At 61.2% G+C, this 19,492-nt stretch carries 16 protein-coding genes and 2 pseudogenes; 8 read left to right on the top strand and 10 right to left on the bottom strand.

Annotation, left to right across the window (positions count from 1 at the left end; all coding sequences use genetic code 11):
• Window positions 1–14: 14 nt before the first annotated feature.
• Together RS887_RS00135 and RS887_RS00130 are read left to right on the top strand one after the other, a co-directional pair.
• Window positions 15–1,580, top strand: a complete 1,566-nt coding sequence (locus RS887_RS00135; protein ID WP_322613940.1) for a sugar ABC transporter ATP-binding protein — start codon at window positions 15–17, stop codon at window positions 1,578–1,580.
• A 56-nt stretch (window positions 1,581–1,636) separates the two neighbouring features.
• Window positions 1,637–2,659 (top strand): ABC transporter permease, encoded by a 1,023-nt coding sequence (locus RS887_RS00130; RefSeq protein WP_008063531.1) that lies wholly within the window; start codon window positions 1,637–1,639, stop codon window positions 2,657–2,659.
• Window positions 2,660–2,762: 103 nt separating this feature from the next.
• Here the strand turns inward: RS887_RS00130 and RS887_RS00125 are convergent.
• Window positions 2,763–2,978 (bottom strand): annotated as a pseudogene (locus tag RS887_RS00125) (acyl dehydratase); the annotation flags it as partial.
• Here RS887_RS00125 and RS887_RS00120 point away from each other — a divergent pair.
• A pseudogene (locus tag RS887_RS00120) lies at window positions 2,977–3,466 on the top strand (helix-turn-helix domain-containing protein); the annotation flags it as partial. The pseudogenes RS887_RS00125 and RS887_RS00120 sit on opposite strands and share 2 nt — an antisense overlap.
• Window positions 3,467–3,629: 163 nt before the next feature.
• Here RS887_RS00120 and RS887_RS00115 read toward each other — a convergent pair.
• Window positions 3,630–4,679: a LacI family DNA-binding transcriptional regulator gene (locus RS887_RS00115; RefSeq protein WP_322613939.1), complete on the bottom strand. Its 1,050-nt coding sequence runs from the start codon at window positions 4,677–4,679 to the stop codon at window positions 3,630–3,632.
• A gap of 180 nt (window positions 4,680–4,859) precedes the next feature.
• On the opposite strand from RS887_RS00115, the gene RS887_RS00110 reads away from it, so the two are divergent.
• From RS887_RS00110 to RS887_RS00095, 4 genes are read left to right on the top strand one after another with little or no spacing between them, the layout of a single operon-like run.
• Complete coding sequence (locus tag RS887_RS00110) at window positions 4,860–5,972, top strand: fatty acid desaturase family protein (RefSeq protein WP_322613938.1); 1,113 nt, start codon at window positions 4,860–4,862, stop codon at window positions 5,970–5,972.
• Window positions 5,973–6,007: 35 nt separating this feature from the next.
• Complete coding sequence (locus tag RS887_RS00105; protein WP_007994296.1) at window positions 6,008–6,328, top strand: MocE family 2Fe-2S type ferredoxin; 321 nt, start codon at window positions 6,008–6,010, stop codon at window positions 6,326–6,328.
• Window positions 6,329–6,346: 18 nt separating this feature from the next.
• Window positions 6,347–7,588, top strand: a complete 1,242-nt coding sequence (locus tag RS887_RS00100; RefSeq protein ID WP_322613937.1) for an NAD(P)/FAD-dependent oxidoreductase — start codon at window positions 6,347–6,349, stop codon at window positions 7,586–7,588.
• Window position 7,589: 1 nt separating this feature from the next.
• Window positions 7,590–8,441, top strand: a complete 852-nt coding sequence (locus tag RS887_RS00095; protein ID WP_322613936.1) for a sugar phosphate isomerase/epimerase — start codon at window positions 7,590–7,592, stop codon at window positions 8,439–8,441.
• Between the two features lie 254 nt (window positions 8,442–8,695).
• Here RS887_RS00095 and RS887_RS00090 read toward each other — a convergent pair whose 3' ends face one another.
• Window positions 8,696–8,908: a hypothetical protein gene (locus RS887_RS00090; protein ID WP_057396413.1), complete on the bottom strand. Its 213-nt coding sequence runs from the start codon at window positions 8,906–8,908 to the stop codon at window positions 8,696–8,698.
• A gap of 317 nt (window positions 8,909–9,225) precedes the next feature.
• On the opposite strand from RS887_RS00090, the gene RS887_RS00085 reads away from it, so the two are divergent.
• Window positions 9,226–9,747, top strand: a complete 522-nt coding sequence (locus RS887_RS00085) for a DUF3016 domain-containing protein (RefSeq protein ID WP_322613935.1) — start codon at window positions 9,226–9,228, stop codon at window positions 9,745–9,747.
• A 91-nt stretch (window positions 9,748–9,838) separates the two neighbouring features.
• On the opposite strand, the gene RS887_RS00080 is transcribed toward RS887_RS00085, so the two are convergent.
• From RS887_RS00080 to bcsZ, 7 genes are all read right to left on the bottom strand, one after another.
• The gene (locus RS887_RS00080; RefSeq protein WP_322613934.1) at window positions 9,839–10,219 is read right to left on the bottom strand and encodes a hypothetical protein; all 381 of its coding nucleotides are present in this window, start codon (window positions 10,217–10,219) and stop codon (window positions 9,839–9,841) included.
• A 253-nt stretch (window positions 10,220–10,472) separates the two neighbouring features.
• A complete protein-coding gene (locus RS887_RS00075; protein ID WP_322613933.1) occupies window positions 10,473–11,627 on the bottom strand; it encodes an alginate O-acetyltransferase AlgX-related protein in 1,155 nt (384 codons plus the stop codon).
• A complete protein-coding gene (locus RS887_RS00070; RefSeq protein ID WP_322613932.1) occupies window positions 11,627–13,036 on the bottom strand; it encodes an MBOAT family O-acyltransferase in 1,410 nt (469 codons plus the stop codon). The genes RS887_RS00075 and RS887_RS00070 overlap by 1 nt, the downstream gene beginning before the upstream one ends.
• A gap of 18 nt (window positions 13,037–13,054) precedes the next feature.
• Window positions 13,055–13,729, bottom strand: coding sequence for an alginate O-acetyltransferase AlgF (locus tag RS887_RS00065; RefSeq protein WP_322613931.1), 675 nt, complete (start codon window positions 13,727–13,729; stop codon window positions 13,055–13,057).
• Window positions 13,726–14,394: an SGNH/GDSL hydrolase family protein gene (locus tag RS887_RS00060; RefSeq protein WP_322613930.1), complete on the bottom strand. Its 669-nt coding sequence runs from the start codon at window positions 14,392–14,394 to the stop codon at window positions 13,726–13,728. Before RS887_RS00060 ends, RS887_RS00065 begins: the two co-directional genes overlap by 4 nt.
• Window positions 14,395–14,411: 17 nt before the next feature.
• On the bottom strand, window positions 14,412–18,275 hold the full coding sequence (locus tag RS887_RS00055) for a cellulose synthase subunit BcsC-related outer membrane protein (RefSeq protein WP_322613929.1): 3,864 nt from the start codon (window positions 18,273–18,275) through the stop codon (window positions 14,412–14,414).
• Window positions 18,251–19,477 (bottom strand): cellulose synthase complex periplasmic endoglucanase BcsZ, encoded by a 1,227-nt coding sequence (bcsZ, locus tag RS887_RS00050; protein WP_322613928.1) that lies wholly within the window; start codon window positions 19,475–19,477, stop codon window positions 18,251–18,253. The genes RS887_RS00055 and bcsZ overlap by 25 nt, the downstream gene beginning before the upstream one ends.
• Window positions 19,478–19,492: the final 15 nt, after the last annotated feature.

Genomic DNA, 19,492 nt, shown 5'->3' with positions numbered 1-19,492 from the left:
TGGAGTACCTGATCATGTTCGCTTCAGCGACTGCTTCGAGCACCCCGTTGATGGGTGTCCAGCCAACCGCAATACCCGTCGATGAGCCGTACCTGTTGGAGATCGTCAACGTCAGCAAGGGTTTCCCAGGTGTGGTGGCCTTGTCCGACGTACAGCTTCGGGTACGCCCAGGTTCCGTGCTGGCCCTGATGGGCGAAAACGGCGCGGGCAAGTCCACCTTGATGAAAATCATTGCCGGCATCTACCAGCCGGACGCCGGCGAACTGCGCCTGCGGGGCAAGCCGGTGGTGTTCGAGTCGCCCCTGGCGGCGCTGCAGGCCGGGATTGCGATGATCCACCAGGAACTCAACCTGATGCCGCACATGAGCATCGCCGAGAACATCTGGATTGGCCGTGAGCAGCTCAACACTTTCCACATGATCGACCACCAGGAAATGCACCGTTGCACGGCGAAGCTGCTGGAGCGTCTGCGCATCAATCTTGATCCGGAGGAACAGGTTGGCAATCTGAGCATCGCCGAACGGCAGATGGTCGAGATCGCCAAGGCGGTGTCTTACGATTCCGACATCCTGATCATGGACGAACCGACCTCGGCCATCACCGACAAGGAAGTCGCCCACCTGTTTTCGATCATTGCCGACCTCAAGACCCAGGGCAAAGGCATCATCTACATCACCCACAAAATGAATGAGGTGTTCAGCATCGCCGATGAAGTGGCAGTGTTCCGCGACGGCGCCTACATCGGCCTGCAACGAGCCGACAGCATGGACGGCGACAGCCTGATTTCGATGATGGTCGGGCGTGAACTGAGCCAGTTATTCCCGGTGCGCGAGACGCCGATCGGCGATCTGCTGCTGTCGGTGCGCGACCTCAAGCTCGATGGCATTTTCAAGGACGTGTCCTTCGATCTGCATGCCGGCGAGATCCTCGGCATTGCCGGGTTGATGGGCTCGGGGCGGACCAACGTCGCCGAGGCGATCTTTGGCATAACCCCGAGCGACGGTGGCGAGATTCGCCTCGACGGTGAAGTGGTGCGCATGACCGATCCGCACATGGCCATCGAAAAGGGTTTCGCCCTGTTGACCGAGGATCGCAAGCTCAGCGGCCTGTTCCCGTGCCTGTCAGTGCTGGAGAACATGGAGATGGCGGTGCTGCCGCACTACGCCGGCCACGGTTTCATCCAGCAAAAAGCTTTGCGCGCCCTGTGTGAAGACATGTGCAAGAAGCTGCGGGTGAAAACCCCGTCGCTGGAGCAATGCATCGACACGCTGTCCGGCGGTAATCAGCAGAAAGCCTTGCTGGCGCGCTGGCTGATGACCAATCCACGAATCCTGATTCTCGACGAGCCGACCCGCGGCATCGATGTCGGTGCCAAGGCCGAGATCTACCGGCTTATCTCCTACCTCGCCAGCGAAGGCATGGCGGTGATCATGATTTCCTCGGAGCTGCCGGAAGTGCTCGGCATGAGCGATCGGGTCATGGTCATGCACGAGGGCGACCTGATGGGCACCCTCGACCGCAGCGAAGCGACTCAGGAGCGAGTGATGCAACTGGCCTCGGGCATGTCCGCGGTTCACTAATGGATGCCGGCGCTGGCTCGGCCAGCGTCGACGACGCGATAAAAGGGTGAGTAGTTATGAATGCGATACTGGAAAACAAGCCAGCAACGGTACCGGTCAAGAGTCGCCGACGCTTTCCGACTGAACTGAGCATCTTCCTGGTGCTGATCGGCATCGGCCTGGTGTTCGAGGTATTCGGCTGGATCGTGCGCGACCAGAGCTTCCTGATGAACTCCCAACGGCTGGTCTTGATGATCCTGCAAGTGTCGATCATCGGCCTGCTGGCGATTGGCGTGACCCAGGTGATCATCACCACTGGCATTGACCTCTCATCTGGCTCAGTGCTGGCCTTATCGGCGATGATTGCTGCCAGCCTGGCGCAGACCTCTGATTTCGCACGGGCGGTATTCCCGTCGCTGACCGACTTGCCGGTGTGGATTCCAGTGATTGTCGGGCTCGGTGTCGGGCTGCTGGCGGGGGCAATCAACGGCAGTATCATTGCCATTACCGGGATTCCACCGTTCATTGCCACCTTGGGCATGATGGTCTCGGCCCGTGGCCTGGCGCGTTACTACACCGAAGGCCAGCCAGTGAGCATGCTATCGGATTCCTACACGGCCATCGGCCACGGCGCGATGCCGGTGATCATTTTTCTGGTGGTAGCGGTGATCTTCCACATCGCGCTGCGCTACACCAAGTACGGTAAATACACCTACGCCATCGGCGGCAACATGCAGGCGGCGCGTACGTCCGGTATCAACGTCAAACGCCATCTGGTAATCGTCTACAGCATCGCCGGGTTGCTGGCGGGACTGGCGGGCGTGGTGGCTTCGGCCCGTGCCGCCACCGGGCAGGCCGGGATGGGCATGTCCTATGAACTGGATGCGATTGCCGCAGCGGTTATCGGCGGTACCAGCCTGGCTGGTGGAGTAGGGCGCATCACCGGCACCGTCATCGGTGCACTGATCCTTGGGGTGATGGCCAGCGGGTTCACTTTCGTCGGGGTCGATGCCTACATCCAGGACATCATCAAGGGCCTGATCATCGTGGTCGCGGTGGTCATCGACCAATACCGTAACAAGCGCAAACTCAAGCGCTGAGTTTGACTGCAAATAGCGAGGGCCTGTTCTGGCTCTCGCTTCCCCATACCCCCATCACTTATTGAAATAAACCGATCAACTGCTTGCCATCGATTCCAGGCTATCAATTGGGGGATCCGGCAGCACCGTTGGCGGGATCTCCCTCAGCAATCATCTGCTTGAGACATTCACGCTCTTCAGTTCCGGGTAGCACTCCGGTCGTAGTCGCCTCCAGCACTGTGATTCCCTCTGCGTTGAGTATTCTGACTTCAGCTTTTGCGTGACCGCGTTCATCGATGTCAGCGATGAGCCAGTGGCAGGTGATCTGTTCTCCCCCATACTATCGGCTCAACGTTCTGAATTTGACGGTTCCGCCCCTGAGGATGCGCCGCGAGGATGTGCCCTTGCTGGCGCAACATTTTCTCGGTCGTTGCGCACGCTCGCTATGCAAGTCGGTGCAGGGCATCTCACCGCAGGCGCTGGATATTTTTTGCGCCTACCACTGGCCAGGCAATGTTCGAGAGCTGGAAAACACCATTGAACGCGCGACCAATCTGGCAGTGAGCGAGTTGATCCAACCCGTAGATCTACCGCTCGGAATCAAGCAAGGACTGCGGCCTTCGGCGCCGGGAAACGTGCCTGAACCCCCGGGCCACCCTGGACCTCGGCACTCATGAAATGAACGCGATTATCACGGCCCTCAAGAATACCCGTGGCAACATCCGCCTGGCCGCCAGACAACTGAACGTTTCCCGTGGCGGGCTGTACAACAAGATGAATCGGTTTGGCTTGAGTGCCGATGCTTTTCGTGCCACCCCAGACCTCTGACAGGCAGCTCCCCTGTGGCGAGGGAGCTTGCTCCCGCTGGGCTGCGGGGCAGCCCCAAAACCGGTCCATTGAGTTCTTACTGAAAGACTGCGATAGCCTTGTTGGGGCCGCTGCGCGCCCCAGCGGGAGCAAGCTCCCTCGCCACAGGTTCAGTGTTTCACCGTCAGCCTCGAGTGTTCTCCGAGGTGATGATCTGCAACGGAATGTGAATGCGATGCCGGACAGGATCGAAGTCCGGTGTGGTTTGCAGTTCGATCAGCAAGTCGACCAGCGCTGCCGCCAGCAACCGTGGCTGGGAGTCGATGACCAGGCTGATCAATCCCTGAGCCAGGGCTTGGCGCGACAGTTCGGTCGATTCCTGAAGAATGCTGCACAGCGACGGCTGCTTTGGTAGCTGCGACAGGGCACTGATGATGCCGTCGCCGCCACCGCCGACCACGCACAAACCTCGCAAGTCGGCATGCCGCGCCAGCAGTTCCAGAGTGGCCTCTTCGGTGACGTCACAGTTATCCAGGTTGATCACCGCTTCGAGAAGCTTCAACCCCGGTGCGTGTTCCGTCAGGTAACTGCGCAACCCCTCAACCCGCGCCTGATGGCCGAGAAACCGGTGGCCGCCCAGCAGCACCCCGACGCTGCCTTTGTTGGCACCGCAGGTATGAGCCAACAGCCATCCCATGGTGCGTCCGACTTGATGATTATCCTGACCGACGTAAGGCTCATTTGCCGCCTCGTGGATATCGGACAGCAGTGCGATCACTGGCACGCCCGCGGCCCTGATCTGAGCGATGGCGGCATTGATCAACGGGTGAGCGAAGCTGACCACCGCCAGGCCATCGCACTGCACCGCCAGTTGTTCGATCTGGGCAATGATGGCGCTGGGCGAGCGATCGAATACGTACTCGAACTGGCAACTGAGGTTGGCACCGGCCTGACGCTGTGCCGCCTCGGTGATGGCGGTGGCAACGTTGGCATAGAACGCCTGGGCGGTGCCGAGCAACAGGATGCCGAAACGATAGCTGGGGCGCCGCTCGCGGATCCGCTGGCCGATCAGCCTGGCCGCGAAATAACCTACCGCCTCGGCGGCCTGGAACACCTGCTCGGCGGTAGCCGGGTTCACGGGAGCCCTGGCATTGAGCACCCTGTCCACGGTGGCGACACTCAATCCAGCACGCTCGGCGACAGTGGCGATGGTTGGGCGTTTGGCGTTGTTCATGGCGAGTCCCGGGCGCTTTGATAGAAAACTATCAAGCTTCAATGGGCCTGGATGATAGCTTGATAGGGAATGTATTCAAGGGCTTGAGGGTAATCTTTGTGCTCTCTATCGTTTCTCCAACGATGTGATCCCGCATCGAAGCCAGTGCCATAAACCATCGAGCTTGCGGAGAACAATAAAATGCCTGAACAACACGCAGCATCTGAAAAACCCGGTAAACCCGTGCCTCGGGATTATCGGTTGATGGGGCCCGAAGCCGCTAAAGCAGCGCAAAAAGGCCTGGTCTCGGCTAATTGGTATCAATCACCCATTCCCCGTAAACGCATGAAGGAACTGATGCAGCGCCGCGATGGCCCGGCCTTGCGCGATACCGCGATCTGGCTGCTGGCGATGGTCGTCACCGGGTTCGGCGGTTATTGGTTCTGGGGCTCCTGGGCCTGCATTCCGTTCTTCTTCGCCTATGGGCTGCTCTACGGTACGGCGTCCAATGCCCGTTGGCACGAAACCGGTCACGGCACGGCATTCAAGACCCGCTGGATGAATGATGCGGTCTACCAGCTGTCGAGCTTCATGTTCATGTTCGAACCCCATGTCTGGCGCTGGAGTCACGCCCGGCATCACACCGACACCATCATCGTCGGGCGTGATCCGGAGATCGTCGAACCGCGCCCGCCGAGCCTGATCATGATGGTGCTGAGTCTGTTCAGGATGCCGTATGCAATCAAGACGATGTGGTCGGTCTGCCGGCATGCGACCGGGCGAATGGCTGAAGAAGAGCAGACCTTCATCCCCGAATCCGAGTGGCCCAAGGTCTTTACGGCGGCGCGCATCTGGCTGGTGATTTATGGGCTGACTCTGGCGGCTGCGCTGTATCTGCAGAGTTGGTTGCCGCTAATGTTTATCGGTTTGCCGACCCTGTACGGCGGCTGGCTGTCCTACCTGTTCGGTCTGACGCAGCATGTCGGCCTGGCCGAGGATGTGCTCGATCACCGTAGCAACTGCCGGACCATTTACATGAACCCGCTGCTGCGCTTTCTGTATCTGAACATGAACTATCACCTCGAGCATCACATGTATCCGATGGTGCCGTTTCATGCGCTGGCGCAGCTTCACGAAGAGATCCGCCACGACTGCCCGTCGCCTTACACCAGTCTTTTCGAGGCATTGCGCGAAGTCCTCCCGACTATCTGGAAGCAGCGCAAAGACCCGACTCATTACGTCCGTCGCCCTTTACCACAACGCGCAGCGCCGGCCGCCACCGCCCAGGCAGAACCTGAAACAACGCCGGCCTGACACCTTCCTGCTGTACCACTACAAGAGAAAACGCCATGACCGACCAATGGATCGATGTCTGTGCCGTGGGCGAAATAAATGAAGAGGATGTCATTCGTTTCGACCATGGCCCGCACACCTATGCCGTCTACCGCTCTGCAGACGACGAGTTCTTCGCCACCGCGGGCCTGTGCACCCACGAGTCCATCCACCTCGCCGATGGCCTGGTGATGGAGCATGTCATCGAGTGCCCCAAGCACAACGGGCGCTTCGACTACCGCTCCGGCAAAGCCCTTGGCGCACCGGTGTGCGTCAATCTCAAGACTTATCCGGTGCGGGTCGAGGCGGGGCGTGTCCTGCTCGCAATCACGGTTTAATTGCAGGGAGTCTGCGCCATGAGTTCTATCAATGCTCCACTGGTCATCGTCGGCGCCGGGCACGCGGGTGGCCGCGCGGCGCTGACCCTGCGTGCTGAAGGTTATCGCGGTCGTCTGATCCTGATCGGCGACGAATCCCACCCGCCCTACGAACGTCCGCCGCTGTCCAAAGGGCTGTTACAGGGCACGGTTGAACTGACGGGTTGCAGTTTGTGCGATAGCGCTCAACTCGACGAACTGGACATCGAGCACCTGGCCGGCAACCCGGTGAAAAACCTCGATCCGCAGCAGTATCGATTGCAGTTGGCCGACGGCAGTTGGTTGCATTACGCCCGACTGTTGCTCGCGACTGGGGGCAGGGCGCGACTGTTGCCCTCGGTTCCCGAGCATCTGCCCAACGTGCTTTATCTGCGAACCCATGACGAGGCGCTCGCACTGCGCGATTCGCTGCGGCCAGGTGCCCGATTGGTGATCATCGGCGGTGGTTTTATCGGCCTTGAAGTCGCCGCGACCGCCCGTGGCCTGGGTTGCACGGTGACCCTGCTCGAAGCCGGGCCGCGCCTGGCAGGCCGTGTCCTGCCGGAGCGATTGTCCAGTGTCCTGCTGGAACTGCATCGCCGTCAGGGCGTGGATGTCCGGCTGAACGTGGCCATCGAAACGGTACAGGGCACCACTCGCGCCGAGGCGGTGCAACTGGTCGACGGCCAGTCGTTGCCCTGCGATCTGATCGTGGTGGGCATCGGCATGCAACCCAATACCGAGTTGGCCATGGCCGCCGGGTTGGAAGTCGGGCAGGGCATTCGCGTCGATTCGCAGCTGCGCACCAGTGCGCCGGACATCTTTGCGGCAGGCGACGTCTGTGAGTTTCGTCTGCACCCGCAAGGGGTTTTCCAGCGTCAGGAAACCTGGCGCAACGCCGAAACCCAGGGTCGTCACGCCGCTCTGAACCTGCTGGGGGGCGAGCAGCCCTTCGACGTCATTCCCGGCTTCTGGTCCGATCAGTACGACTGGGGACTGCAAACCGTGGGCGTCATCGCAACCACCGAACCGACGGCGAGCCGGACAACCCCCGGTGGTGGTTTCCTGTTGTTCTACCTCGATGTCGAACAACGTCTGCTAGGGGCTTGCGGCTGGGGTCAGGGCAATAGCGTCGCCAGGGACATCAAGTTGTGCGAACGGCTGATCACCCACCATAACCCCCTCTCGGTGGTCGCTTTAGCCGATGCCGATGTATCGCTCAAACAATTGTTGAGGAACTGACATGCGCGAATTTCTGGTGTTTCAGTCCTTGTGGGCCATGCAAGATCACCGTGGCCAATGCGACCTTTCCATTGAAGCGCAACTGGAGAAAATCGCCGCCGCCGGTTTCGACGGGATCACCGACCATTTCTGGGTCGCACCACAGGCTGCACGCCTGAGCGCCGCCGCCAAGGCGCAAGGCCTGCAAATCGAAGGTCAACTGTTCCCCCGAACCGTCGATGATCTGGCGGCCGCGCTCGATGTCGTCTCCCGCTACGGCTGCCACCACCTCACGCTACAGGCAGACGTCCGGCCGCGAACGCTGGCGCAAGCCATTGAACTGATCGAAGGCTGGCAGCGTCTGGCCGAGCAGGTGGACTTTCCGATCCTGCTGGAAACCCACCGCTATCGCCTCACTAGCGACCTGTTGTTCACCCTCGACATCCTCGCGCAAATGCCCGACCTCAAACTGTTGGCCGACTTGTCTCACTACGTTGTGGGCCGGGAATTTCCTGAGTCGGCCACTGCCGAAGACGACGAACAGATCCACACGATCCTGCGCCACAGTTGGGGCTTTCACGGTCGGGTCGCCAATGGCGAACAGGTCCAGGTGCCCTTGAGCTTCGCCCGGCATCGACCCTGGCTTGAGCGATTCCTGGGCTGGTGGCGCTACGGGATCGAGGATTGGCTGGCCCGCCCGAACACACCCGCCAGCCTGTCCTTCACCTGTGAACTCGGCCCGCCGCCTTATGCGATCACGGGGGCTGATGGGCGTGACATCACGGATCGCTGGGCGGAGGCGTTGATGTTGAAGGAGCTGATGCGTGGGGTTTGGAGTGACTGCAAGGTGCGAACGGCTATGTCAGAAGATTGATTTCACCGATCAAGTCATCGACCGCCGCGAGCATGAACCCGGTCATTATTTCATTGACGAATCTGCCGTCCCGGATTTTTTGATTGAATCCGGGAATGACGATCCGGGGGCAACTGATCACTCTGGAACGCATGGCCGAAAGTGTTTCGCGCAGGTGAGGCTGCGCGAGAGGCCCAGACTCAGCCATAGGATGACATGGCGGGTCCTCCGGTTAATAGGGGGAAGCATACCGAGGAGGGAAGGCCCCAATAGAGCTATCGATCATTCAACAACTCGGCGACCCCGCGGGTGATGAATTCCAGGTTTTCATCCAGCTTGGTCAGTGAGTTGCGGATTCTGGTTCCGTCTTCAGCAGGCCCATGCAGCTGTTCAATCCAAACGGACAGATCTTCCACAGCCGCCGCTATGGCGAGTTGGTTTTCGTTGAGTTTGTAGATCAGGGAAGGGACGAGGTCGTTGGTTGGCATGGCTTGATCCTCCTTAAGTGAGGAAAAGCTTAGCAGGCAGCAAAAAGCCCGCGCAGTGGCGGGCTTTTTGTTTGGGGTCAAATCCTTTTGTCCGTTTAATCTGCGCTCCATTCTGTGAGCGTTTCGTGAAAAGCATGTCGCTGGAATGAAAAAGCCTGCTGAGGGGCCGCTTGTCTACGATTTAGTGCTGATCCGTCAGTCGAGGTCGCCACCAGGGAGAAGGACCATGGATCATGTCAGTGCCCAGGCATGCAGCTCAGGCGTAAACTAAACGCGGTGCAGCATGCATTGAAAAGCGCTGCACCTGGAGGAGAGCCATGCGCTCAATACCCGGTTGCACCTCGATCGCACTGGTTGCGCTGTTTATGGTGCCACTTGCCAGCGCAGCGTCTTCGGTCGAAGTCGACTTCAAGAACCCCGAAAAATTCAGCGATGCCAGCCTGGATAGTCCGGGTTATGAACGTGGTGCCGATGCTTATGTCATGAAAGAGCTGCGCAGCTACATCCAGAAGCTTGGCGAGCGGTACCTGCCAGCCGGCCAGCAGTTGCAAATTGAAATACGTAACATCGATCTGGCCGGTCGTTATGAACCCTGGAGGCCAAATGCCTATCAGGTGCGCTTCATGCGTGACATTACCTGGCCGAGCATCGATCTGCATTACGTGCTCAAACAAAACGGCCAGATCGTGAGCCAGGCCGACGCCAGGGTCATGGATCAGCTCTACCTCCAGCGTCCGGGGCGCGCCAACAGAAGTGACAGACTCTACTCCGAGAAGGCCATGCTCTCGGACTGGTTCCAGAGGCAATTCGCCGGGCAACATCAGACCGGGTTGAATTGAATCACCCGTCCGGTATGGGGGGCATGGGCCAGAAACGAAAAAGCCCGGCGCCGGGCCGGGCTCAAGAATGATGCGGACTGCGCATTCAATGCTATTTGAAGTGTTTTGTTATCGCCTGCTTGCCTATTGCGGCCTCGATGTCTCGGTAAGTGCGTTTCTCCGCGGCGCAGAGAAGCGACCTTCCATCCCTCAGTTGCATCGAAAAGGTCAGCTCGACCTCATCGTCTGCCAACATCACACCGGCGACGGCGCCAATCGGACCGAGAGCCAATGCACCAGCCAACCCCAAACCGACAGCACTCGATACGTCCCGGTACGAAGTTTCACTGACCACCGTGGTGTCGAGTATTTCGGAGGTGGCAATCTTCAGGCCCGGCCATGGATAAACAGCCGTTTGTATTGTTATGAAGCCAGGTTCAAATACTGCACTTCCATCAAGGAAATCCCCGGCCAGAATATTTATTTTTGCCATTTGGTAACCTCCCTGCATGAGCTGCAAGAAAATTCAACGTCAGCGGGACGGGGTCGTCAACGACCTAAGGACGGGGGACGCCTGTTGCCCGACTAATGGAGGAGTACGAAAAAGCCCGGCACTGGCCGGGCTTTTTGTAGATGGGCCAAATCCCTTTGGCTGACTGCATTGTGCCTGGCAGGTGTGACGAAGGTGTGACAGGGCAGATACGAAAAGCCCAGTGCCAGGAGTCGGTTCGGCCGGATGCAATTGGCTACCGCAGCGAGCGATAGGTAATGGGGTCGACGTAAGGCGACTGCAGGTCCCGTTCCGGGATTTCCCAGATGATTTGCCTTGGCGGCGTTTCCTTGGAGGCCGGGTTGTTGAGGTAGCTGTTTGCAGCGCCAGAGAACGCTCCGCCGTCTTTGGCGAAGTTACCTGCGGGGGCGCCCAGTGCCTGCTGCAGAAACCCTGCGAAGTTGGAGTTGCGTGAGAATGACGTGCCGATGAGCACGGTATTGGGGAGGTCGGCATCGCCAAAGAGGTCTGCCTCTGTGTCAGGGCTGGTGGCTGACGCAACGGGCAGTTCGTGGGTGCTGGTCTGGGCGACCATTTCGGGGGCGGGTTGCCATTTGAGCGGCAGCCAGTCGATGCCCGCCAGATGGACCAGATCGCCAGGTCGCACCGCGAGCGGGGCATGACTTTCGTTGAACGACCGGCGTGGCGTTGCGCTGATGCCCAGGGTCTTCAGGCGCTGTGCGACTGCATCGGCCGCCGCCTTCGCGCCGGATTCGCTCCAGTGCGTATCGGTGCGCAACCAGGCACTGGCGCCCAGTGGCGTCAGCGTAGCGGTGAGGTCCAGATTCGACACGCCAGCCACATCCAGCTTCGAGGTCCAGGCCTGGATGCGCCCTTCGAGAGCGGCTGGGCGGTGCAGCGCGCAACGCTGCTCAGCAGCGATGCGGCTCTTGTCTGGAACGATGACCACCAGCAGGTTGATACCACGTTGGGAGAGCTGCAGCTGCAGATCAATCACTGCCTGGGCTTTGGCATCGGCATTACGCTGCGCTTGATGATTGACCTTGAGCTCATCGGCCAGGAACAACCAGCCAGGGCAACCCGAGCGAACCCTCGGCCCGGTGTCACTGAGGAGCAGCCAACTGACACCGCGCTCCAGCTCGGCGAAGGTCGTGGGGAGTTGAGCGTTCGACAGTTCCTTGGCGATCCGATGCGTGATATCGCCGTCAAAAAACGGCGGAGCCAGCACTTTATCGGCCAGCAGCGAGATCTGCCCTGAAACGATCAGACGGCCAGAGGACAGCAGTCCGACGAACAGGAATATCAGCAGCGCCACGCCTGCCAACCGACTGCTGCGTGTCGCCAGATCATCTGGCTGAGTGGGGGGCGGGGTGTGCCTTGGGATTGTCATCAGAATTGGAAGTACAGGAAGGGTACGGTTTCGCGACTGGCGATCAGGGCGAACGACAGCATGAAACCGGCGATGGGCCAAAGGGCGGCGGCGAAGAGCACAAGGCCGCCCGGTCGTTTCTCACAGTACGGGCGCAGCAGCGGTGCGACGATACCGAACACACCCAGCAACCCCGCAAGGCCGTGTACCGGGCGCAGGGTCGCGGACAGTTCGTCACCGAGGGCGATGCCCTGCAGGCCGAACTGTCCGGCGTACAGGCTCAGCGCGCCATGAAAGTCGGGGGCGCGGAACAGTGTCCAGGCCAGGCACACGAACAGCAGTGTCAGCCCATGGGACAGCACCGGCGGTACAGAGGGCAGGGTGGAACGGCTCCAGGCACGATCAACGCATAACGCGAGGCCATGGGCGCAGCCCCACAGCAGATAGTTCCAGCTGTCGCCACCGTGCCAGAGACCGGCGATGGCCATGATCAGGAACAGGTTGCGGTAGGTTTTCCAGGTGCCATTGCGATTGCCGCCCAGCGGAATATACAGGTAGTCGCGTAACCAGCTGGACAGCGACAGGTGCCAGCGGCGCCAGAAGTCCTGGATGCTGTTGGCCAGATACGGACGGTCGAAGTTCTCGGGAAAGTGAAAGCCCAGCATCAATCCCAGCCCAATGGCCATGGCGCTGTAGCCGGCGAAGTCGAAGAACAGTTGCAAGGAATAGGCAAGGCAGCCAACCCAGGCGTCGAAGAAGCTGGGGTTCGGCAAACTGAACGCCACATCGACCACGGGCGACAGGGTGTCGGCCACCAGGACCTTCATGCACATCCCGACCATGAACCGGCGTGCGCCCAGGGAGAAATTCTGCAGGTTGAAGTAACGTTGATTCAGCTCACGCCGAACCCAGTCATAGCGAATGATGGGGCCGGCGACCGAATGGCCGAACATCGAAATATAGGTGGCGTAGTTGATGAAGCTGCGTTCAACCGGCACGGTATGGCGATGCACATCCACCAGATAGGAAATCGCCTGCAAGACGATAAACGACAGCCCGGCCGGCATGATGACCCGCTGCCAGTCCAGGGGCATGGCGCCGTACCAGGTGGCGGCATCGATCAACGTGCCGGCGACGATGTTGGCGTACTTGTACCAGCACAGCACCGCCGTGTTGCACACGATCAGCGTCGCGAGCAGCCGCACGCGGCCCTTGCCTTCTTCCCGCAAGGCGTCAATCAGCAAGCCGCCGCCCCATGCCGTGATCGTCAGCGCCACATGCACAGCGAGGAACCGTGGGCTCAACCAGGCATAGAACAGCCAGCTGCCGATCAGTAGCGTGACGTTGCGCCAGGCGGCCGGGCACAGTGCATAGGCACACAGGAACAGCGGCAGGAACAACGTCAGAAACTCGAGAGAAGCAAAAACCATGGTGGTGGCGCGATCCGATCAGTGGGCCAGGACGTCAGTCGCGAGCAACAGGTAAGGGCCATTTGCGCCAGGCAGCAGCACAACGCTGTAGCGCTCGCCGGCCTTGAGCTGGCCCAGGTCAAGCGGGGCACCGACATTGGTCTGGGCGCAGACCAATTGAACCGAAAGGTTGACCGGGTTGATCGCGCGACGTTGCACGCTGCCGTCGGCCACCTCCTTGAACAGCTCGGCGTTCTTCCCTGCAGCGCGCAAACCGGCCCGGGTGCACGCTGGATCGGCGCTGATAAACGCCAGCGAGGCTCTCAGGCTATTGAAGTCGTCGGGTTGCTCACGGATGACGACCTGGCGGATACCCTGTGCGCTGTCTGGCAAGGCGATCACGCTGGCGAATTCGCCTGCCGCCACCTGGATGTCCAGCGGCTGGCTTTTGCCGTTGCGTTCCAGGGTGCCTTTGATCGGCTGGTTGGCGGGCACGGGCAGGTAGTCGGACACGACATTGCTGCCTTCGAGTTTGAGGCTGGCCCGCGAGCCTTCGGCCAGCAGCTGCAGGGGGCGATCGGCGGCGTTGATAAAACGCAGGAAGGCCGAGTCCTGATCCGGGCCCGTCGGGTACAGGGCAATGTCGGCAGCCTCGGCGTGCAGGCTGAGCATCAAGGGCGCGAACAGCGCCCAGCTGAATGCGGATCGGGTCATTTGCCGGCTCCTGTGCTGCTGACGCGCTCGGCGGGCAGTTTGGCCAGGGCATCACCGATCGCATTGCCCCAGGATTGATAACCGGCGACGGTGAAGTGCTGCCCGTCGGTGGTGATCCACTGCCCGGGTTTGGAGAGCGTCAGCGAATCGATGTAGGTACAAGGCGCCACGTTCGCGGCCAAAAACTGCGACATCAATTGAGTGCGGGCATCATTCTTCTTGTACATGCCACCGGCTTTGCCCCAGGCCGGGCCCACCCAGGCGCAACGGGTCCCGGTGGCCGCGATGGCCTTGGCCAGGCCGGTGACGCTTTGCCATGCCCAGGCCTTCGGGAACACCGGCTTGTCATAGGACGCCATGGTGTCGCCGATGACCAGTACCACCAGGTCGGGCTTGTCGGCGGCGATCAGGTCCTGGATCGGTGTGGTGGTTGCCTCGCGCCCTTTGATCACGAGCTTGTCGTTGCCTTTGCGCTCGGCACCGCAGTCGACCTTTTTGCTGATCAGCCAGTCACCGGCGCTGGCGCCGCAGGCACCGATGGAATGGACCTGGGCGCCTTGGCGAGTCAGGTTGTCGTGCAGCGGCTCCAGCAAATGGTCCGCGAGGCTCATATGGCTCTCCCCAAGGACAAGGAGAGTCAGACCGGCAAGGGCAGAAGTGGGCATCGAAAGCTCCAGAGTGATCAGTTGGAATAAGGCGAGGTGTACGGGCTGACCGGCAGGCTCATGGGGCCGCCGATCTCTTCGAACTGGTAGCGCAAGGACAGGGCACCGCTGAGTTGTTGGTAGTCGCGGGCGTTGTCCAGGCCCAGGTTTGCGCCCAGCAGGAACTTCGAAGCGACCTTGTATTCAGCCGCTGCGGCGATGCTGTAGCCGATCCCGGTTTTGTTTTGCCCGGCGTAGCGCAGGCCCGAGGCCGCCTGCAGGGCTTTGTCGGTCGGGAAATAGTCGACGCTGTCCTGCTCGAAATGCTGCACGCCGACCGAGCCCTTGACTTGATACGTCAAGCGCCCGGTGCGTTGTGCCCAGGTCACCGGCACACCCAGGGCGAAGAACGTCTGCGGGCTGAAATAGCCGCCGTGGCCGTAGGTGAAAAAGTCCTGATTGTTGGCGTAGCTGATGCCGGTCATGCTCAGGCCGACGGTCAGCTTGCTGTCCGTTGCATTTTGCAGGTACCAGTACACACCGCTGCCCAGTTCACTGCGGCTGTTGGATTCGACATGGTTGCCCAATAGCTGGTGCCAGGAGGCGTAGCCATAGGCGCCGACTTCGTTGTCGTCATAGCTCAACTGGCCACGCCCGCCGTTGGCGGTCACACCGCCCCAGGACTGCCCGCTGCGTTTGTCCGTGGCGCCGGCAAACGAGGTGAGGCTGTCAGTCACCGGACGCCGGGAAACGCTCACCCCGTAGCGGACATTAGAGGCGTCGCTTATGGGGCGATCAACGCTGATGCCGCCGGTGGCGGTGGTGTATTTGAAGCCGAGCGGGGTGGTGCCGAGATCGGCTTTGAGTCCATCCGCGGGCCGTTGCATGGCGACGGAAAGGCCAACCCCCTCGGCTTTTTGCGAGCCGACGCTGCCGCTCTGCGCACCGTTACCGAAACGCGACAGCGCCTCGCTGCTGGCACCGCCGGCGTTCAGCGAGACCGGTGTCACGCGCAGGGCGACGCGGCTTTCATCCAGCGGAATACTGATTTCCAGCGGTGTTTCAACGTCGGTCAGTTTGCTCAACCCCGACTCACTGTTGTTGCTGCGAATGCTCACGCCCTGGGTGACGTAGGCACTGCGCTCCTGAAGGATTTTATTCAGCGCCAGTTGCGCGGGGCTGATGTCCTCGCTCACCAGTGCTGCGCGCGGCAGCTGCGACTCGAATGGATTGCTCGCCTGCTGCGGCTTTGGCGGGGCGTCGACGGCAAAAGGGGGGCGTGACGTCATGCGGCCCGGCATCTCTTGAACCGGTGGCGGGATGGCTGCCAGCAAGGTGTCGCGACTGACTTCGTTACGTGAACCCGACACCCCGGCAAAAGGGTTGGGTGCCACTGTCGAACCTGCCAGTTGGCCGCTCTGGTTTCTGCGTTTTTCGCTCTGTTCGATGGCCACTGCCTTGCGCAGCAGATCGGCCGCCATGCCGGTCTTGCCCATGTTCTGGTAGAGACGTGCGGCCTCGGTCAGCGTTTGAGGGTTACCGGATTCGGTCTTGAGCAGCTGTTGCAGCGCCTGTTCGGCAAATGCCGTGTCATGGGCCAGCACCGCCGCGTCGGCAGCACCCAGCAGCAGTTGCGGATCGCTTGGCTGGCGCTGCAACAGCGGTTTGTAGAGTTCGAGGGCTTTTGCCGTGTCGCCGTTGGCCGAGTACATCCGCGCCAGGGCCGCGACGGCAGCGCTGTCACCGGGACGTTGCGCCAGTGCGGGCGCCAGCGTGTCATAGGCGCTGGCCAGTTCGCCGCGTTCACGCAGCTGGTCAGCCTGGCGGATGCGATAGCGATACAGCAGGTCGTCGAAACGCTTGCGAGCCGGCGCGTTCAAGGGTCTGTTCTGAAGGTCGCGCAGAATCTCGTTGACCTGTGCGTCTTCTCCGGATTCAAGCAGGACAGTGGCGTATTGCAGGATGAAGTCCGCCGAGGGTGCAGCAGTGTGTTGCAACTGGTCACGCATGAGGGCCAGTGCACGGGTTGGCTCGCCGACCGCGACATAGGCCGTGGCCAGGTTCGCCGTGCGGTCTGGACTGTTGTTGGCCATCGGCTGGATACGCTCGAGCAAGGTCAGGGCTTCCTGGCGCTGTCCGCGCTTGCCCAGGTCGATGGCCTGGCTGAGTTGCAGGTTAAGACTGATATCTGCGGCCAGCGCTTGCATGTCCGGGGTGCGCTGGTCGGGGCGCAAGCGTCCCAAGGTGGTCTGGGCGGCTTTCCACTCACCCATCTGGACCGACAGCAAGGCGCTGACGTAAAGCGCATCGGCATTGTCGGGGTGGGCCTGGAGCATGGCGTTGATCAGGTCCCGAGCCTTTTGCGGTTCGCCCATCGCCAGGTTCAGGCGGGCCAGCGCGAAACGTGTCCAGATGTTGTCCGGTTCGTAGCGCAGCGCGTCTTGCAAGGCGTTGCGCGCAGCGGGCAGATCGTTACGCTGTTCGGCGAGGGCGGCCAGTTGCGTCGCGCGCAAGGCTTGCAGGCGTGCGGACTGGCCGATCTTGGTCTGCCCAGTGGCTGGCAGACTGTTGATCAGTTGCTGGGCTTCATCGTTCTTGCCGCTCTTGAGCAGCACGTTGACGAGCCCTTCCTGTGCTTGCGGGTCGTCGCGGCGCAGGCTCAGCACCTGGCGATAGTTGCCCTGAGCGTCATCGAACTGGCCCGCGCTGGCCTGAATGTCCGCCAGGGCGAGGCGAGCGTCGACCCCGTTCGGGGTCAGACGCAGCGCCTGGTTTACCAGGGCCTGTGCCTGGGCGGTCTGGCCTTTGGCCTGGGCGTCCCGAGCCTGCTGCAACGCAGACCAGTAGCGCACTTCGTTCAACGCGACTTGCCACTGGTTGCCGCCAGGTTGTCTAGTAGCCTGACCCAGGAGTTTTTCCGCTTCGGCCAATCGGTGTTGCTGCTGGCGAACAACCCCAAGGCCACCCAGCGCGTCGGCATCGTCGGGCCGGGTTTTCAGGCGCGCTTGAAAAGCCTGCTCAGCGGTGGCCTGATCACCTTCTTTGAGCGCCTTCAGGCCGCGCGCGACTTCGGCCGGCGGTTGCCATGCCTTGCTGGCCGTCGTTGCCACCTGTTGCTTGCCCTTGTTCATCTGCGCGCGGATTTCCACGTCATCCGGATGCGTCTTGAGGTACGCCTCGAACAACGGCACTTGTGCCGGATTGGGTGGGCCGATCCAGGTCAGCGCCAGGCGCCAGCTTTCGTCGGCATCACCGGCAATGTCGGTACGCTGGGTCAGCGCGGCCAGGGCGCGGATGCCCTCGGCACGACTGTCTTCATGGCGCACCAGATGCTTGGCGTAAAACAGCGCGACGATCGAGTCGTTGGGCATCTCACGTTGCAGGCGCTGAAATCCGCTGCGTGCTTGCGCCCAGTCAGCCTGATTGAAGGCAAGGTTGTTGTAATACTCGCGGCCGATCGTACCTTGAGGTGGACGGCCATCGAACAGCGCGCGAAACACAACGGTCGCCTTGTCACGCTCACCGGCATCGACGAGGCGCCGAGCCTCTTCCAGACGCTGCTGGTTCTGCGGTTGTGCCAGGGCGATGTCCTGCGCCAGTTGCAATGCCTGCCGAGGCGCTGGCTGGATGGCCTGCAAGCGGGCGAGGTATTGCTGCGCCTGCTGTGGCTTGCCCTGTTGCACGCCGATCAAGCCCAGGCCATACAGTGCGTCAACCTGGACCGGGTCCAGCAGCAGGACTTTCAGCCAGACTTCCGCAGCGCGTTGAGGGTTGTTGTGCAACTGCCAGTACTGACCTTGCTCGACGAGTAATGTCTGTGGCGTCGGACTTTGAGCGTGGGCAGCAGCGGCCGTCCATGCGCTCATGACGGCGATGGCTAGCGTGCGGTGGTGCGGGTGCATGCGGTCTCCCAGGAGAGTTTCAGCGTTCCGTCTTCCCGGAATCGATATTGTTTATCGGCCCAGCCGAGCGCGAACAGGCTGAGCATCAAGTCGTAGTAACGCGGTGCACCGGCGTCGGCATCAGGCCTGGCCAGCGCTTCGCGCAAGGCAAGTTCCACGCGACTTCGTTGCTGATCGGCCAACTTGGGTTGCCCCTTGGCCTGAAGGTAGGGAATCAGTGCAGCCCGGAATCCGAACGGGCTCTGACCCTGAACACTGCCGTGGAGAACCTGGACTGTTTCCGGGGGGGAACCCGTCGCGACAGTGCTGCGGGCCATGCCGTCCAGCCGCTTGAGCAGCAGCGCTGCCAGTGGTTCGGAGGTATCACTCATGCCCAGCCAGAGGTACACGCGAATGGCGTCGTAGCTGCCCGTGTCGCCGTTGATCGGATCGCTGACGAAGACACCCGATTGCGCTGAAGTGCCTTGATAACCGACCCAGTCAGCGACGAAGCCGTGGCGGCTGGATTGGGCAATCATCGTCGCGGTGTTGTGGGCAATCGCTTGCCAGGGCCCGGACGGTGCTTCCTTGGCCAGCCGCCGTAACAACGGCAGTGGCAGGTAGCTGGGGTTCAGGCGCCAGAGTGCGTCCGGCTGGACGAAGCCCTGTGGTCCAGGCAATACCATCGGGCCCAGCCCGGGCAGGTTGACGACCAACTGCGCTTCAATCGTCGCCAACAGGTGCAGGGCGTCTCGGTGATAGTCCGGTCGATGCCACAGGCGTGCGGCTTCGAGCAGGGCGTAGGCGATCCACAGGTCGGCGTCGGCGGCCGAATTGGCGTCTTGCAGGCGCCACTGACCGTCCGTGCCTTGCCCCCATAGCCAGCCTGGCAGGCGTGTGGCGATGTCGGCGCCGGCGAGGTTGGCCGAGGTCCAGCGCCAGAGCGTGTCGAAGCGTGGCTGATCGTTGCCGATCAGTGCGAAGAGCATGCCGTAGGACTGCCCTTCAGAGGTGCTGTGATTGTTCGCAAGGCTCGATTCGAGAACCCGGCCGTCGTCCTGGACAAAGCGCGTTGCGTAGGTTTGCCAAAGAGGCCAGGCTGGCGACTCGCAGGAGTTTGCGACCGCTATCGCCGGCGCCAGCAGGGCAAGCGCAAGCACAGCGCTCAACCTGCGCGCGTTACCGCGCAGGCCCTGGCGAAGTGAAGTACCCCGGCTGCTCATGGACGACACAGGCCT

The sequence above is a fragment of the Pseudomonas sp. BIC9C genome (assembly GCF_034541995.1).
GTDB lineage: Bacteria > Pseudomonadota > Gammaproteobacteria > Pseudomonadales > Pseudomonadaceae > Aquipseudomonas > Aquipseudomonas fluorescens_CC.
Note: the sequence above shows the minus strand (reverse complement) of the source record. Positions and strands in the feature narration are given on the sequence as shown.

What these genes read in the sequence shown, in the direction of transcription:
- RS887_RS00110 (WP_322613938.1), top strand. Translation starts at nt 4,860, where the DNA reads ATGCCTGAACAACACGCAGCATCTGAAAAACCCGGTAAACCCGTGCCT.
- RS887_RS00060 (WP_322613930.1), bottom strand. Translation starts at nt 14,394, where the DNA reads ATGCCCACTTCTGCCCTTGCCGGTCTGACTCTCCTTGTCCTTGGGGAG.
- RS887_RS00085 (WP_322613935.1), top strand. Translation starts at nt 9,226, where the DNA reads ATGCGCTCAATACCCGGTTGCACCTCGATCGCACTGGTTGCGCTGTTT.
- RS887_RS00090 (WP_057396413.1), bottom strand. Translation starts at nt 8,908, where the DNA reads ATGCCAACCAACGACCTCGTCCCTTCCCTGATCTACAAACTCAACGAA.
- RS887_RS00095 (WP_322613936.1), top strand. Translation starts at nt 7,590, where the DNA reads ATGCGCGAATTTCTGGTGTTTCAGTCCTTGTGGGCCATGCAAGATCAC.
- RS887_RS00070 (WP_322613932.1), bottom strand. Translation starts at nt 13,036, where the DNA reads ATGGTTTTTGCTTCTCTCGAGTTTCTGACGTTGTTCCTGCCGCTGTTC.
- RS887_RS00105 (WP_007994296.1), top strand. Translation starts at nt 6,008, where the DNA reads ATGACCGACCAATGGATCGATGTCTGTGCCGTGGGCGAAATAAATGAA.
- RS887_RS00130 (WP_008063531.1), top strand. Translation starts at nt 1,637, where the DNA reads ATGAATGCGATACTGGAAAACAAGCCAGCAACGGTACCGGTCAAGAGT.
- RS887_RS00055 (WP_322613929.1), bottom strand. Translation starts at nt 18,275, where the DNA reads ATGCACCCGCACCACCGCACGCTAGCCATCGCCGTCATGAGCGCATGG.
- bcsZ (WP_322613928.1), bottom strand. Translation starts at nt 19,477, where the DNA reads ATGAGCAGCCGGGGTACTTCACTTCGCCAGGGCCTGCGCGGTAACGCG.
- RS887_RS00115 (WP_322613939.1), bottom strand. Translation starts at nt 4,679, where the DNA reads ATGAACAACGCCAAACGCCCAACCATCGCCACTGTCGCCGAGCGTGCT.
- RS887_RS00100 (WP_322613937.1), top strand. Translation starts at nt 6,347, where the DNA reads ATGAGTTCTATCAATGCTCCACTGGTCATCGTCGGCGCCGGGCACGCG.
- RS887_RS00075 (WP_322613933.1), bottom strand. Translation starts at nt 11,627, where the DNA reads ATGACAATCCCAAGGCACACCCCGCCCCCCACTCAGCCAGATGATCTG.
- RS887_RS00080 (WP_322613934.1), bottom strand. Translation starts at nt 10,219, where the DNA reads ATGGCAAAAATAAATATTCTGGCCGGGGATTTCCTTGATGGAAGTGCA.
- RS887_RS00135 (WP_322613940.1), top strand. Translation starts at nt 15, where the DNA reads ATGTTCGCTTCAGCGACTGCTTCGAGCACCCCGTTGATGGGTGTCCAG.
- RS887_RS00065 (WP_322613931.1), bottom strand. Translation starts at nt 13,729, where the DNA reads ATGACCCGATCCGCATTCAGCTGGGCGCTGTTCGCGCCCTTGATGCTC.